General features: G+C 62.9%; 15 protein-coding genes. 9 read left to right on the forward strand and 6 right to left on the reverse strand.

The genetic code is table 11. The annotated features are described in order from the left end of the window. Window position 1: 1 nt before the first annotated feature. From BO1_RS32025 to BO1_RS32040, 3 genes are all read left to right on the forward strand, one after another. The gene (locus tag BO1_RS32025; RefSeq protein WP_028221045.1) at window positions 2–1,339 is read left to right on the forward strand and encodes a sensor histidine kinase; all 1,338 of its coding nucleotides are present in this window, start codon (window positions 2–4) and stop codon (window positions 1,337–1,339) included. Between the two features lie 7 nt (window positions 1,340–1,346). Continuing rightward, on the forward strand, window positions 1,347–1,751 hold the full coding sequence (locus tag BO1_RS32030) for a response regulator (RefSeq protein WP_028221046.1): 405 nt from the start codon (window positions 1,347–1,349) through the stop codon (window positions 1,749–1,751). Window positions 1,752–1,935: 184 nt separating this feature from the next. Next, entirely contained in the window at window positions 1,936–2,955 is a 1,020-nt protein-coding gene (locus BO1_RS32040; RefSeq protein ID WP_028221048.1) for a response regulator, read from the forward strand. Window positions 2,956–2,992: 37 nt separating this feature from the next. Here BO1_RS32040 and pstS read toward each other — a convergent pair whose 3' ends face one another. The 3 genes from pstS to BO1_RS32055 all read right to left on the reverse strand — a co-directional run bounded on the left by pstS (window position 2,993) and on the right by BO1_RS32055 (window position 6,523). Further along, complete coding sequence (gene pstS, locus BO1_RS32045) at window positions 2,993–4,024, reverse strand: phosphate ABC transporter substrate-binding protein PstS (RefSeq protein ID WP_028221049.1); 1,032 nt, start codon at window positions 4,022–4,024, stop codon at window positions 2,993–2,995. 179 nt (window positions 4,025–4,203) lie between these two features. Continuing rightward, window positions 4,204–4,872: a response regulator transcription factor gene (locus tag BO1_RS32050; protein WP_028221050.1), complete on the reverse strand. Its 669-nt coding sequence runs from the start codon at window positions 4,870–4,872 to the stop codon at window positions 4,204–4,206. After that, complete coding sequence (locus BO1_RS32055) at window positions 4,853–6,523, reverse strand: MASE1 domain-containing protein (protein WP_028221051.1); 1,671 nt, start codon at window positions 6,521–6,523, stop codon at window positions 4,853–4,855. Before BO1_RS32055 ends, BO1_RS32050 begins: the two co-directional genes overlap by 20 nt. A 216-nt stretch (window positions 6,524–6,739) precedes the next feature. Between BO1_RS32055 and BO1_RS56635 the strand changes: the two genes are divergently transcribed. Beyond that, window positions 6,740–7,078: a hypothetical protein gene (locus BO1_RS56635; RefSeq protein WP_052409683.1), complete on the forward strand. Its 339-nt coding sequence runs from the start codon at window positions 6,740–6,742 to the stop codon at window positions 7,076–7,078. A 228-nt stretch (window positions 7,079–7,306) separates the two neighbouring features. Here the strand turns inward: BO1_RS56635 and BO1_RS32065 are convergent, their stop codons facing one another. Further along, window positions 7,307–7,675, reverse strand: a complete 369-nt coding sequence (locus BO1_RS32065) for an NUDIX hydrolase (RefSeq protein ID WP_028221052.1) — start codon at window positions 7,673–7,675, stop codon at window positions 7,307–7,309. 241 nt (window positions 7,676–7,916) lie between these two features. Between BO1_RS32065 and BO1_RS53655 the strand changes: the two genes are divergently transcribed. Together BO1_RS53655 and BO1_RS32075 are read left to right on the forward strand one after the other, a co-directional pair. Then, a complete protein-coding gene (locus BO1_RS53655) occupies window positions 7,917–8,858 on the forward strand; it encodes a CHAD domain-containing protein (RefSeq protein WP_043287446.1) in 942 nt (313 codons plus the stop codon). A gap of 114 nt (window positions 8,859–8,972) precedes the next feature. Further along, entirely contained in the window at window positions 8,973–9,944 is a 972-nt protein-coding gene (locus BO1_RS32075) for a Dyp-type peroxidase (protein WP_043287448.1), read from the forward strand. Between the two features lie 680 nt (window positions 9,945–10,624). Here BO1_RS32075 and BO1_RS32080 read toward each other — a convergent pair. After that, complete coding sequence (locus BO1_RS32080; RefSeq protein WP_156992508.1) at window positions 10,625–10,909, reverse strand: hypothetical protein; 285 nt, start codon at window positions 10,907–10,909, stop codon at window positions 10,625–10,627. A 163-nt stretch (window positions 10,910–11,072) separates the two neighbouring features. Here BO1_RS32080 and BO1_RS32085 point away from each other — a divergent pair, with 163 nt between their 5' ends. From BO1_RS32085 to BO1_RS32095, 3 genes are all read left to right on the forward strand, one after another. Next, complete coding sequence (locus BO1_RS32085; protein WP_043287450.1) at window positions 11,073–11,492, forward strand: MarR family winged helix-turn-helix transcriptional regulator; 420 nt, start codon at window positions 11,073–11,075, stop codon at window positions 11,490–11,492. Window positions 11,493–11,943: 451 nt separating this feature from the next. Then, entirely contained in the window at window positions 11,944–13,254 is a 1,311-nt protein-coding gene (locus BO1_RS32090) for a chloride channel protein (protein WP_043287452.1), read from the forward strand. Window positions 13,255–13,299: 45 nt separating this feature from the next. Next, complete coding sequence (locus BO1_RS32095; protein ID WP_028221057.1) at window positions 13,300–13,962, forward strand: hypothetical protein; 663 nt, start codon at window positions 13,300–13,302, stop codon at window positions 13,960–13,962. 51 nt (window positions 13,963–14,013) lie between these two features. Here BO1_RS32095 and BO1_RS59640 read toward each other — a convergent pair whose 3' ends face one another. Next, window positions 14,014–14,190 (reverse strand): hypothetical protein, encoded by a 177-nt coding sequence (locus tag BO1_RS59640; RefSeq protein ID WP_156992510.1) that lies wholly within the window; start codon window positions 14,188–14,190, stop codon window positions 14,014–14,016. Window positions 14,191–14,235: the final 45 nt, after the last annotated feature.

Genomic DNA, 14,235 nt, shown 5'->3' on the forward strand with positions numbered 1-14,235 from the left:
GATGACGACATCCCTCGTTGGGCTGCAGACGAACTATCGTGAAGAGCTGCGCGACTACCGCTTGCTGTGCAGCAAGGCTGGCGGCCTGACCGTGATCGTGCTGGTGCTGATGGGCATGGCGATGGACTATGTCGTGTATCCGGCTGAGCAGAAGTACTTTGCCATCATTCGGGGGCTGACCAGCGCGGCCATCGGCCTGGCATTGCTCTCGCTTTACACGGAAATTGGCAAGCGCCACGTGCAGGTCATCACCTTCTTCTGGCTGCTGCTGCCGCAGGCCATGATCTCGTGGATGATCTATGCCACGCAGGCTGAAGAGTCGCTGTTCTATGCCGGGCTGATGCTGACGATCTTTGCGGTGGGGATCCTGTTCCCGTCCGGCTACCTGCAGACGCTGACCTTCGGCCTGGCCACGGTCTCGCTCTACTACATCGCCTGCGCGGCCCATCCGGGCGGTATACAGAACCCCAGCAAGTTTCAGTTCCAGCTCATCCTGATCTTCTTCTGCGCGCTGGCCAGCTCCATTTACACCTACTTCAACGAGAAGGGCCGTTTCCAGCTGTTCCGGCTAAAGGATGAAGTGGCGCACAAAAACGACCAGCTCGCCCGCACCAATGAAAACCTGGCGCAGATCAAGGGCCAGCTGCTGCAGCAGGAGAAGATGGCGGCCATCGGTACGTTGTCCGCGGGGCTGCTCCACGAGGTCAACAACCCGGTGAACTTCTGCCTGATGGCGATCGAAATCGCCATGGAGGAACCGCAGGCCAAGGACAGCCCGACCCTGCAGGAGTGCCTCACGGATGCCAAGCAGGGCATGCAGCGGATCCAGCACATCGTCTCGGATCTGAAGACCTTCGCCTATCGCAAGCCCGATGCCGTGGTGGACGACGTGCCGTTCCTGTTCGAGAAGGCGCTCGACTCGTCGATCCGGCTGAGCGCACATGAACTGCGCGGCGTGAGCGTCACGCGCGAGCTGGCCGGCGACACCCTGGTGCTGGGCGACGAAGCCGCCATCATCGGCGTGCTCATCAACCTGTTCTCGAATGCCACCCTGGCCATGCAGAAGGCCGGCACCGCGTCGCCGCAAATCCATGTCACGGCGCAATGGCACGATGGCCGGCTGCATGTGAACGTGCGCGACAACGGCCCGGGGATCGCCGAGGAGAATCTGGCGCGGGTGTTCGAACCCTTCTTCACCACGCGCGAAGTCGGCCAGGGCCTCGGCCTTGGCCTGTCCATCAGCTATGCGGTAGTGGAGCGGCACGGCGGCACACTGTTTGCCGAAAGCCAGCTGGGTGAGTGGACCGCGTTCAACTTCGACCTGCCGCGCGCCGAGTGATACCGAAATGAGCGAGACCCAGCAAGAGCGGCGCACTGTCCTCTATGTCGATGACGAGGAGTTGGCCCGCAAGTACTTTGCGCGCTCGGCCGGCAGCGACTATGAAGTGCTGCTCGCCTGCGACGCGGATGAGGCCCTGTCGATCCTGCGCAGCGAAGGTGCACGGGTGACGATCCTCGTGACCGACTTCCGCATGCCGGGCCGGCACGGCGGCGAGCTGCTGCGGCAGGTGTCGCAGGAGTATCCGCATATCGTGCGGATCCTGGTGACCGCCTACGCGGACAAGGACGCGCTGCGGGACGCGGTCAATACCGGCGACGCGTTCCGCATCCTGGAGAAGCCGCTCAGCGTCGGCACGGTCCGCGCGGTGCTGGCATCGGCGACAACGGCATCGATACCGCGCGAGAAGTGATGCTGCGCTTGCAGGCTGCCCCAGTTACCACGAACGCCGCCGTTGGCGGCTTCGGCATGAATTTCTGCAGTCGCGACATGCGGTCCCTGGACGGAAGGATCAGGATCGCATCCGCGCCCCGCGCCGGCACGACCGTGACGCTGGAATTCCAAAATTTGAAGCATCGAATGTACAGGAGTTACCAATGAGCAATACGGTTGCCAACCAGACACCGCCCCCGGCGATTCTGTTCGTCGATGACGAAGCCACCGCGGTCAAATACTTCGAGCGTGCCATCGGCGCGATCGCACCGGTGGTGACGGGCGCCTCCGTGGAGGACGGCAAGGCATTGCTGGATGCCCACGCCGGCAGCCTGGCCGTGCTGGTGTCGGACCAGCGCATGCCGGGCGACTACGGCAACGAACTGCTGCGCTATGCGCGCGAGCGCTATCCCCACGTCGTCCGGATCCTGACGACGGCCTATTCGGAGCTGGACCAGACCGTCGAGGCCGTCAATCAAGGCCAGATCCATCGCTACATCAAGAAGCCATGGGACATCACCGCGCTGCGCATGGAGATGAAGCAGGCGCTGGAACTGTCGGGACTGCGCAAGGAACGCGACCAGCTCTTGCGCGAAAAGCTGGGCGTGCTGCAGACACAGACTGTGGCCACCCGCATCGGCATGGTGCATACGCTGTGCGCGAGCCTGATCGGCCCGGGCCGCTTCCAGCCGGTGGAAACCTACCTGGCCGGCACCGAACTGGCCGGCACGCGCAATGTGGAGCCGGACTGGCAGCGTATGGACTACGCCGACCTGGTCCGCGCCGAGAGCGAGTGCAGCGGCAGCTTCGGCCACGCGGTCGGCACACGCCTCGCGGAACTGCGCGCGCAGCATGCGGGGCGCAGTGCTGCCGATGCGGTGCAGATCTTCACGGATGTCCTCGGCGGCACGGTGCGCGGCGGCGGTGATGCGCTGATCTGGACTTCGCCGACACTGCTGAGCGAGTTCCTCACCCGGCCGGTGGGTCAGGCCGTATCGGCCGAGCATGCCGCCTGGGTGGCTTGCCTGCTGTGGCTCGAAGAAGCCGACGGCGCCCTGCAGTTTGCGCGTGAAGGCGACACCATCGTCTGCCGCGCCGGCACCCGCGCCGCCAGTTTTGCGGCCGACCGTCTGGCCGTCTGGATCGAGCGGTTCTCGGAGCCGGCGTTCGGCCAGGCGAAGTAGACGATCCGCTGTCGCGCCAATGCCGTCCGCTAGCGGATCATTGGCGCGCGAGCCGCTTGCCGGCCATGCTGTCGCTCACATTGGCGGGCCATTGCGCGCGGATTTTCGTCAGAACCATTTCCGGCAGCGGGATGTAGTCCAGCGCATTGACCGTGCCCACGTCGTGATCGAAGGCCCAATTGAAGAACTGCATCGCGGCTTCTTCGCGGCCGGTTTTGTCCGGCGTTTCATGAAGCAACACATAGGTGGCCCCCATCACCGGCCATGCGTCCTTGCCCGGCTGGTTGGTCAGCAACTGATCGAGCGAGCCGGACCAGTCGGCGCTGGCCGCCTTGAAAGTGGCCACGCCGGGCTGAACGACGTCGCCGGCGGCGTTGATCATGGCGGTATAGGTCAGGTGGTTCTGTTTCGTGAAGTCCCATGCGACATAGCCGATGGCGCCAGGCAGGTACCCGACGTAGGTGGCCACGCCCTCGTTGCCATTGCCGCCGATGCCGAGCGGCCAGTGCACGCTGGTGCCCTCCCCAACCCTGCGCTTCCATTCGGGGCTGACTTGTGCGAGATAGTGCGTCCAGATGAGCGTCGTGCCCGAGCCGTCCTGACGGCGCACGACGGCGATCGGGGTGTTGGGCATCTTGAGCTTCGGGTTGAGTCGCGCGATCGCGGGGTCGTCCCAGTAGATGATCTTGCCGAGAAAGATTTGCGCAAGCACCTGCCCGTTCAGCACGAGCTGACCCGCCTTGATGCCGGGAAGGTCGACGACCGGCACGACGCCGCCGATCACGGTAGGGAATTGCCGCAAGCCGTTTTTGGCCAGTTGATCGTCGCTGAGCGGTGCGTCCGATCCGGCAAAGTCGACCTCGCGGGCGACGACCTCCTTGAGTCCATCGGAGGAGCCCGTGCCGCGATAGATCACCCTGCTTCCGCCCGACCTTTGATAATCGGTTGCCCACTTGCTGTAGAGCGGCGCGGCGAACGTGCTGCCGGCCCCGGTAATGTCGCCGGGGTAAGCGGCGGCCGCAAATAGCGCGCAAATCAGACTTGCCAACAACGTGCACCCTGTTCTCATGACCGTCTCCGGTTGGATCACGTCGCGGGACTTGCCACGCGCAGCCGGCGCCGCGGCACGCCGGCTGTCACGACTGTATTCGCTGCCCGAATACCCATGAATAAGGCCGCCATCCTAAAAGCGCCTCGGGGATTGCCCTATTCGACAGGCGGCCGGCGCCCTATTGGTTTTCCAGCGCCCTATTGGCTCTCCATCCACTGGATGGCGAATCGCATCAGCTCCTTGCCGCTGCGGATATTGAGCTTTTCCTTGATATTGGCCTGGTGCGCCTCGATGGTCTTCACGCTCCGATTCAGCTTCTCTGCAATTTCGCGGGTGCTGAAGCCGAGTCCGATCAGGTGCATGACCTCGAATTCCCGTTCCGAAAGACCCGCGATTCGGCCCTCGGGCTTTTTACGGGGCACCGTCAGGAGCGCCCGCGCCAGCTTCTCGTGCATGGTGGCGCTCAGGTAAATATTGCCCGCCAGAATTTCCCGGATCGCGCTCAATACGTGCTCGGTGGCCTCGAGTTTCATCAGATACCCGTTTGCCCCGGAGCGCAGTGCGCGTTCGGCAAACAGGTTTTCGTCGTGCATGCTCAGGACGAGGATCGCCAAATCCGGGTAGCGGTGACGCAGCGTTTTGACAAGCTCGAGGCCGGAGTCCGACTGCAGGCTGATGTCCACGATGGCCATGTCGGGCTGGCGCTCCATCGCCACCAGGGCCTCTTCGGCGCTGCCGGCTGCACCGCAGACGTGCAGATCTTCCTGCAGATTCAGCAAGAGCGTCATCCCCTCGCGGATGATGGGGTGGTCATCCACGATCAGGATTTGCGTCGCACGGCCTGGGCTATTGGACTTCCCGTGCATGGCCGGGGCCCTCCGGTAGCGGATAGCTGATGGCGACCGTGGTGCCGCCCAGATCATTGCGCGTCACGCTGCAAGAGCCGCCAAGAAGACTCGCACGGTGACGCAGGTTGTGCAGTCCCAGCCCCGAGGCGCGCTCCATTTCCTCCTGGCCGATCCCTACCCCGTCGTCGCTGATCGACAGCGTCAGCACGCCGCCCGCCCGCGCCAGGTCGATCCAGATGCGGTGGCCCTGGCAATATTTCAGCGCGTTGCTGACCGCTTCCTGGGCCGCGCGGTAGAGGTTAATCTGCATCAGCGAGTCCAGCGCGTCCACTTCGGGCGCGATCCTCAGCATGCAATCCACGCCATTGAGCGTACGTGCCGTCTCCGCCAGCCCATTCAGCGCCGCCGCAAGACCGCCATACTCCATCGCGACCGGATCCAGGCCGTGGGCAATCCTGCGGGTGATCGAGGACGCCTGCTTCACCAACCGGACGACGGTCGCGGCGTCTTCGGCAGCCGGGTGACCTTGCGTCTGCAGTTTCTGGTTCAAGGCGGAGCAGTACAGCCCCAGGCTGGTCAGGTGTTGCCCGAGTCCGTCATGCAGTTCGCGGCCGATGAGTCTCTGGTGCTGATCGCCGATCTGGATCAGCTCTGCTTCCAGCAGACGGCGTCGCGCCATTTCCTCCTTGAGTTCGTTATTGGCCGTCTCCAGATCCGTGGTCCGCTCCTGAACGCGCTGTTCCAGTTCGATATGGGCCGCCTGCAGGAGGCGATAGGCGCGCCGCTCCTGCGCGCGTGCCGCCACCAGCAACAGTCCGGTTACCGAGACGACGTTCGCGAAGGTGCACCACCTCACGAGGCTATCCACCGGAGATTCGGCAGCGAAGGGACCCGTGCCGTGAGTCGTGCCCCAGATGGCCAGGACTGAGACCACCAGGGTTCCGATGCTGGTGCCCAGATGGCCGAAGCGCAGCGCCGCCCAGATGATGAACGGGAAAATCGCGAGCGCGGCAGGATAGTAGCCGTGCCCGGCAAGTTGTGTCGCGCCGAAGATGAGGTAGCTGACCCAGAAGGTCGCGATGGTCAGTCCGCACGCTTCTACGATCTGCGCCGCGAAGCGCACGGGGTTCGAATACGCGAGAAAGCTCAAGAGCGGCGGCGCCACGACCAGCACCCCCATCATGTCGCCGAGCCACCACTTCAGAAACGCCGCGACGTACCCCGCGCCCGGCACCAGACCGCCGCCCAGCAGCGCGGTCGTGCCAACCAGCGCACTGACTGCCGTGCTCATCACCGCAGCGATGCCGATGAAGGCCAGCACGTCACTGATGCGCTCGAGGGTGATCTGGAATCGGGTTGCGCGGTCCAGCAAAATTGCCGCGCTCACGGAGGCAACCATGGATCCGGTGCCGATCACCACGGCGACGGCTACCGGCACGCCCGCCGACACGTTGGCGAGGAACGAGCCAATGGCAATTCCCGGAGCCACTGCGGGACCCAGCGTGAGCACCGCGACAAGCGCGATGCCGCTGGAAGGCCACACCAGCGAGATTGCGCCGCCCACTACCGCATAGGCAAGCCCCAGCCTGGCTCCTGCGTAATAGGCCAATGCGACCATGCCGATGGACAGGAGAAGGCTGAACCTGGAATGAATTCGAACGGTAGCCATGGCTCGCTTCTTCCTGAAGCCGGAGTGTGGATACACACCAGCGTGACTTCTGAGTGTGCTAATAGCTCCCGCGTTAATCAAACGCTACACAGCGCTTTCAGCGCCTCGCCAATCAACGCTCCGTCGTGCGGGCTTTTTCTTCGACGATGGATTTGCTGCCCGACGCCGAACGCGGTGCTATAGTTGCTCACTCTTCCAGCGCCACTGAGACACCCCATGTCCTGCGAAGCCTGCGAAAGAATGCAACTCGGCGACACGGCCCAACCCCACGGCGGGCTGCGGATAATCGGCCAGCAGCATCGGCTGCTCCCGCTCGGCCGTCGCCCCGTGCTCCTGCAACGTTACTGCTGCAGGCTATGCAATACGAACTGGTTGCTCGAGCTCGATCCGCTGCAGCCGCAGCACGCGGATTGGATTTGTCTGTATCAGGCCTCGAGCATTCTCGACCCCGTCTCGGCAGCGCATCAGGGTACGCGTGCGTCGATTCTCCGTTCTGCACGGACTGACGCCGCACGCGGCGCGACGTCCGAGCAGCTGCGCCACAGCCTGACCTGACCCGGCGCCGCCTTGATCGACTGACGAAGTACGTGGCAGGACACCCTGCGCATAGACCTGCGTCCGCGAGAGCGTCGTATCCATTTCCGCGTGCGATGGCACGTAGCGTTTGTGAAAGCGATGAGCGTGCTTGCACCCGGCATGCCGCATCGGGTGCGAAGTCCTTCGCGAAACGGGATCTCAGCGTGCGGGCCGGGCCGGATGTTTTTCCGGTGCCGGCGATCCGGGCTACTTCCTGCGCCGCTGACTCATGAGCTTCACGATATCCGTCGTCGGCCGGCTGGTCAGGAGGTCAGGGATATCGTCCAGGTGGACCCAGCGACAGCGGGCTATTTCGTTGCTCGGCCGAGCTTTTGCGCGATTCGGGATTTCGCAGGTAAACACGTGATGGTGCTTCTGCTTGCCACGGAAGTCGAAGAGGTGCTTGGCTGACTTCCCGGATAGTTGTGTTTCTTCCTTCAGTTCCCGAAGCGCGGCGTCCGCGCGATGTTCCCCACGCTTGAGAATCCCGCCCGGCAAAGCCCACTTCGATTGACTACGTGCGACCAGGAGGATTCTCTTACCCCTGCGGCAGATCACGGTGGCGCGTTTCTTCAAACCGGACTCCCACTTTTGCCCCGGACATCTTCGAGGCGCGCTCGATGCGCCAGCTTGTCAGGCGGTGCTGGACCTGGGTCAGTATCCTAATACAGAACCGCAAAAACCGCGATATGGTGATGCGAGGGCGGTATTCTCGCGACACCATAAGGGATTTCATCAAGACGTCACAATAACGGCATTCGAAATTGGCTATGGTAAGGTCTGGACGAAATCTGTTTTCGTCCGACTCGAGGATGCTATGAATATGGATGGTGACTGGCCCTTGCCACAGCCAAACACGCTTTTCAAAGTCAACCGGCGGGCAGTGGGTTCATCGCTCTCCAAAACGAGCTCGATCGCCAGCACCTTTTCGTCGCTGGCGAAGCCGGTGGTGGCCGAAGCGGTGCAAAGGGCGAGAGATCTCTCCACACAGAACGATGTAGAGGGATTTCATCAGCTTCGCGTCGCTTTCAGAAAGCTTAGGGCTTTGTACTGGGCGTACTCGCCCTACCTCGGCGAGGAAGCGACCGCGCAAGCCACCGAGGAATTCAAGCGTCTTGCGGCAGTGGCAGGCGGAACGCGTGACTGGGACATAGCAGGCGATCTCCTGAGAGCCGCCCAGGCGTCCGGCGCATCGATCGAACTGCTCGTGGCCGCGGCGTGTGAGAAGCGCGCACAGGCGGTGCTGCATAGCCAGACGATGATCAAAGGCGACGATGTCGAGGCGTTCTTGAACGATGCCCTGCTTCAGGCCCAAACCACACTGCAGTCGAGTTGCAACGATCTACCCATTCGGGCGTTCGCCGAGAAGCGCATTCGTCTGGCGCAGCGCGCGCTTCGGAAACGAAGCAGACGCGCAGCGCTTAGCGAGACGACCCAGGAGGAAGACCTTCACGACGTGCGAAAGGCGGGCAAAAAGCTGCGATACCTGCTCGAGTTTTTTCAACCGGTCATCAAAAGCGGGCACGAGCGCACAATCGAGGAGTTGACGTCCGTGCAGAACAAGTTGGGGCAGTTCAACGACATCGCCGCAAGCGCAACATTGATTCGCAGCGCGTCATTCAACGAGGTTCCGCCCGAGGTCGTGCAGGAATCGCTGCAATGGCTGGAGGAACAGAAGTGCCGGCGAATGCGCGCGGCATCACGCCGGGTCCGGGCGATCTCTGGCGTGGCCGAAGCACCGGCCGTGAACCGGCCGTGAACCGATAATCAATATCGGACGATTCGCGCTGGTATGTGCCTTGCCATTGTCTATCTTGCAATGAGTCGGCCCGCCGTCATGGCGTGCCCGCCCGACCCATGACAGGAGGCATCCTTGAGTCCGACCGCTTCGCCCACGTCCGGCTGCCAGCGCGCGCTCGACACCGAACCCCAATCGATCGACGCGCCGTTGTCGCCGGTCGCTGCGTTCCTGGTCCTGGTCGTCAAGGACGATGACGCATCGATCGGCACGGCCCGCTCCGTGCTGGCCAGCACCGACGACCTCATCAAGGACGTCCGGATCCGTGCCAACGGCGCCGCCTTCACCTGCAACGTCGGTATCGGGCATCGCGCCTGGCAGCCACTGACCGGAAAACGCGCGCCGCGCGAGCTTGCACCGTTTCAAGAAGTGCGAGGCGCCGCGCATGTCGCGGTGGCCACAGCGGGCGACCTGCTGTACCACATTCGCGCCGCCTCGACTGACTTGATCGTCGAGTTCGAAAAGATTCTACTGGAGGCCTTCGGCAACGCCATCACGGTCGTCGACGATGTGCCCGGCTTTCGCTACTTCGGCGGGCGCGACCTGCTCGAGTTCGTCGACGGCACCGCGAATCCCGACGGCCTCGACCTGCCCAACGCAACGATCGTCGGCGACGAGGATCCCGACTACGCCGGCGGCAGCTACGTCGTGATCCAGAAATACCTGCACGATCTCGCGGCCTGGCGTGCGCAGAGCGTGGAGACCCAGGAAGCGATCATCGGCCGGACCAAGTTCGACAACGTCGAGTTGCCGGATGCGGCGCAGGGCCAGAAGTCACACAAGACACTCTGCACGATCGAGGACGCCGAAGGCGAACACGACATCCTGCGCGACAACATGCCGTTCGCTGTTCCCGGTCGCGGCGAATATGGCACCTTCTTCATCGGCTACTCGCGCTACCTCTGGGTGATCGAGAAGATGCTGGAGCGGATGTTCATCGGCGACCCGCCGCCGTTGCACGACCGGATACTGGACTTTTCGAGAGCCGTGGCCGGCGTCACGTTCTTCGCTCCTGCACGAAAGTTTCTCAGCAACCTTGCCGATTGACGGACGGCGTTCTCGCCTGGCCGGGCTTACGCTACTTTCATCTGGATTCCTGATCAGAAGATCGGAAGACGACGGGACCGCTCGCTAACCATTCGAGCGTGCGCGAATCTGCAGGAGCAGACGCTGGCTCTGTGCAAAAAACTCGCCGCTCGTTGTCCGTCGCTCGCGCTAGTGCAGACGATGCCCAATTTCACGGTGGGATCCTGCCGTTTGGCCTCGCCGGCGCCTTCTTCATCGATGTGGCCTTTGAGCCCGCGCGGCAGCCGGCAGCGTTCTGCTGGCACATATAATTGCTTTAAGTTGCGCTTAACGAAACGCGCCTATATTGCAATCGCTGTCATCTGGAGCCGGGCAAGCGCTGCTTACCGGTGGCTTACGCACGAGGGCTCCGAGGTCGGAGCCGTGCAGTGAAACAAGGCCATCGTGGCCGCGCTCTCGGAGGGCGAAATGAAACGCACGTCAATGTCGCAATCGGGCTCCACGGAACCGGCAGATCGCGATCGGCCATCAACGCCAGACGCGCGCCCCACGTCACGCCGGCTCCCATGGGTGCTCATACTTGCGCTTCCCGTATTGATCATCGCACTGGTAATCGGACTCGAGATATTCGGTCTGATCGTGCGTTTGTCTGGCCGCTGACGCCAATTTGCCGCTGGCGGCGATCACGGCGATCAGAGCGATCAGGGCGAATGCCAGTGGAAGCGCTCGCCGCCCAGTTTTGAAGCACGGTCATCGAATCCCGCCGCCGCGCGTGGCATCGCCGGGAAATACGACATGGCATGCCCGCCCTGGGCAACATGCCCCACGGGGAAGCCGCCAGCGGCATCCAGCACGGCCAATGCAGCGGGCGCACCGTAGACGCCCGGGTCCTCGCATGACAAACACGGAACTGCGCTCTCGCCGGCAGCCGAAAGCTCATCGGCATAACCCGGGCCTGCGGCGCAGAACAGGATCAACAGGGGCAATGCAAAACGTCTCATAGCTCCGCCCTCGCGACGCCAGGCCTGGACGGACGGTCGCCGCCGCTCGATTACAATGCAGTTTTTGCACGACTGCGCAACTGCGCCTATATTTTATGTCACATAGTGACCTGTTTCCAGTTCAGCCCCGTAAACCGTGGAGCGGCCTATGCCAGCGAAACCTCGCAAGGTAGCGCAGACAGTGACGAGAGCCGACCTGGAGGAGCTCTCGGAATTCCGTTATCGACTGCGCCAGTTTCTGCGTATTTCGGAGGAGATCACGCGCGCGGAAGGCGTGACGCCCCTGCAGTACATGCTGATGCTGCACACCCGCGCGTTTGCTGACCGTGACTGGGCAACCGTGGGGGAGATCGCCGAACGCCTGCAGGCTTCGTCGCATGGAACCGTCGCACTGATCACGCGCTGCGAGGCGGCCGGGCTGGTTGAACGGGTGCAGAGCATCGACGACAGGCGCCAGGTCCAGGTCCATTTGACGCCCGCGGGAGAGCGCTGCCTGATGAGGCTCGCCGCCTCGCACAAGTCGGAAGTCCAGTCTTTCGGTTGGGCCTTCAGGGAAGACAACGCGTAGCGCGAATGCACTTGGGCGCCATCGCATGCCAGGATTGCCGAATTTAAGTTTCACTTAAGTTTACCGGCATAAATTCCCATAAATGTCATGTCGTGACCATTGATTGCAACACGGTTTCAGCACGCGATGGGAGCGTATGACATCGTTGTATCCTCAGCTTGCCGGACTGAAAACGTCCAGTTGCCACCGGCCGTACCGGCGGCAACTCCCCTGACCCAGCCTGAGCGCTGGGTTTTTTTTCGGTTGACCCACATGCACGCCTCTTCAACGAAGTCGACTCCCTCCTCATGCCTGTGCATGCGCGGGCCTCGTCTTGTGCTGGCTCCGGATCGCGCTCAATATGAAGGCGCGTGCGCGACGCAATGCTTGACCTTCCCGTAATCCGGCATGGACTGCGGGAAACCACTGCGCCTCGCGCACCACGAGAACCGACAGAGAGGGGATACAGATCGTGCGCATTTTCCGGCTAATAGACAGACGGGCGTTACAGCGTGCCAACCGGTTATGGCTCCACTACGGCGTCTTCTGGCTGGGCGCGATCGCAGTCGGTCTCGTCGCCGTGCTTTACGCGAAGCTGATCGATTTCGGCTACGGGCTATTCCTGCATTACGCGGCTGAGCGGTTCTGGCTGCCGCTTCTCGTTGCGCCCGCCACAGGCGCGGTGACGGTCTGGCTCACGCGGCGCTTTTTCGATGGCTCGGAAGGCAGCGGGATTCCTCAGGTCATTGCCATGCTGCACGGGCCCAATGAGCTCGGGCCGCGGCTGCTCACGTTGCGCATTCTCGTCGGGAAGATTTTCATTTCCTTCCTGGCCATTCTCGGCGGCTTCACGATAGGCCGCGAAGGACCGACGATCCACGTCGGCGCTGCCCTCATGTTCAGCCTGAGACGCTTCTACCCGCAGCGCTTCCTCACGATCCGGCCCGGCGTGCTGGAGCGCAGACTTGCGCTCGCGGGCGCAGCCGCAGGCTTGTCCGCGGCATTCAATGCGCCACTTGCGGGCGTGGTGTTCGCCATCGAGGAACTCATGCGCAGCTTCGAGCAGCGCACCAGTGGCGTCCTGATCACCGCCATCATCTTCGCCGGCGTCGTCTCGCTGGGTATTCAGGGTAACTATGTTTATTTCGGCACGATCGATATCGGTTCCGGGCTACCCAGGTCGCTCAGCCTGGCCGTCGTGCTGATCGGCGTCATCGCGGGCGTGCTGGGTGGCGCCTTCTGCTGGCTGCTGCTCAATACCCGACGCTGGATGCCCAAGCCCTTGCTCGACATGCGCGCGCAGCAGCCGGTCCTGTTCGGCGCGCTCTGCGGACTGATCATTGCGGTCGTCGGCGTGCTCGCGCACGGCCACACCTTCGGCAGCGGATATGCCGAGGCGCGCGGCATGCTCGAAGGCACAGCGCATGTCAGCGCGGCGTATCCGGTCTTCAAGCTCGTCTCGATGGTGGGATCGTACCTGCCGGGGGCACCCGGTGGCCTGTTCGCTCCATCGCTGGCAATCGGCGCGGGCATCGGCAATACCCTGCACATGGTGTTCTCGGAGATGCAGCTACCGATGCTGATCGCGCTCGGCATGGTCGGCTATCTCGCCGCGGTCACGCAGAGCCCGATTACCGCGTTCGTCATCGTCATCGAGATGATCAACGGGCATGCGCTCGTCATCTCGCTGATGGCTACCGCGCTCATCGCGAGCCGCGTCTCGCGTCTTTTTGCACCACCGCTGTATGAGGCGCTTTCGGAGCGCTATCTGCGCGAACCGTGAGCGGACACTCAACGGCAAACCAGTACGGAAATCGACGGGGTTGAAATGAAGATTGCGGACGGACTCGAACGCCACCTTTTGGGCATGGCACGCGTGTTGTGTCTGCTCGCCCTTGTGGCCGCCATGATGGCGATGAGCGCACTCATGTTCGCGCTCGCGGCTCCCGGAAAAACGGTCGTGGTCACGGATCCGCCCGTGGCCGCGGCCGACGTTCTCGAAGCCATCCCGGGTTCGGAAACGGCAAACGACGCCCTGGCGAGCAGCAACGCCGGCGACAGCACCGCGGAATTGAACATCCAGGCCGCACAGGGGCTTGTGATCCCCGCCCCCCTGCGTCAGGTGCTGATCGGGGATAACGCGAGTCAGGCACTGCTCGATGCGTGGCTGGGCAGCGTGCCGCGCTCCGACCGGCAGTCATTCGTCAATGAGCTTTCCGGGGTCGTGGCGCGTGCCGGCCAGCATGCAGCGGCGTGGGAATGGGACGATCGCGAACGTTATGTCGCGGCGGCGATGAACCAATACGCCCGGATCAAGATAGAACGCATCGCCTCGGCCGAAACCGCCATCGAAGCGGCAGACAACCGGATCGGGCAATTCAGGACGTCCCTCGGGACACTGCTCGCCGTGGCGGGATTCCTCACGCTGCTGCTGGTCCTGATCTCGATCGAACGCAATACGCGCCATCTGCGCCTTGAACACAAAGGGTGATGCGAGCGCGCTCGATGGTTGCGAAATCCAGCAACGAGGATAGCGAACAAATCAGGCGTTCATAGCCCGGATGCGCGGCAGGACTTGCGCAACGTGGCTGCCGTTCGGCGCCGACGCGCTCCCAACTGTCTCAACGGTCTGCGGTGGGGCTGTCTTGAGCACGACCATGAGCGTCACAAGCAGCACAGCGGCAATCATTAGCAGAATGGTTATCGTGATCCGCTTCATCGTTCCATCCCCTCGCATCGAAGTCGTCAACAACGGGCCTCGCCG

Origin of the sequence: Paraburkholderia oxyphila NBRC 105797 (assembly GCF_000685075.1) — a bacterium.
Lineage (GTDB): Bacteria > Pseudomonadota > Gammaproteobacteria > Burkholderiales > Burkholderiaceae > Paraburkholderia > Paraburkholderia oxyphila.

What these genes read in the sequence shown, in the direction of transcription:
- BO1_RS59640 (WP_156992510.1), bottom strand. Translation starts at nt 14,190, where the DNA reads ATGAAGCGGATCACGATAACCATTCTGCTAATGATTGCCGCTGTGCTG.
- BO1_RS32040 (WP_028221048.1), top strand. Translation starts at nt 1,936, where the DNA reads ATGAGCAATACGGTTGCCAACCAGACACCGCCCCCGGCGATTCTGTTC.
- BO1_RS32085 (WP_043287450.1), top strand. Translation starts at nt 11,073, where the DNA reads ATGCCAGCGAAACCTCGCAAGGTAGCGCAGACAGTGACGAGAGCCGAC.
- BO1_RS32095 (WP_028221057.1), top strand. Translation starts at nt 13,300, where the DNA reads ATGAAGATTGCGGACGGACTCGAACGCCACCTTTTGGGCATGGCACGC.
- BO1_RS32030 (WP_028221046.1), top strand. Translation starts at nt 1,347, where the DNA reads ATGAGCGAGACCCAGCAAGAGCGGCGCACTGTCCTCTATGTCGATGAC.
- BO1_RS32050 (WP_028221050.1), bottom strand. Translation starts at nt 4,872, where the DNA reads ATGCACGGGAAGTCCAATAGCCCAGGCCGTGCGACGCAAATCCTGATC.
- BO1_RS32025 (WP_028221045.1), top strand. Translation starts at nt 2, where the DNA reads ATGACGACATCCCTCGTTGGGCTGCAGACGAACTATCGTGAAGAGCTG.
- pstS (WP_028221049.1), bottom strand. Translation starts at nt 4,024, where the DNA reads ATGAGAACAGGGTGCACGTTGTTGGCAAGTCTGATTTGCGCGCTATTT.
- BO1_RS56635 (WP_052409683.1), top strand. Translation starts at nt 6,740, where the DNA reads ATGTCCTGCGAAGCCTGCGAAAGAATGCAACTCGGCGACACGGCCCAA.
- BO1_RS32055 (WP_028221051.1), bottom strand. Translation starts at nt 6,523, where the DNA reads ATGGCTACCGTTCGAATTCATTCCAGGTTCAGCCTTCTCCTGTCCATC.
- BO1_RS53655 (WP_043287446.1), top strand. Translation starts at nt 7,917, where the DNA reads ATGAATATGGATGGTGACTGGCCCTTGCCACAGCCAAACACGCTTTTC.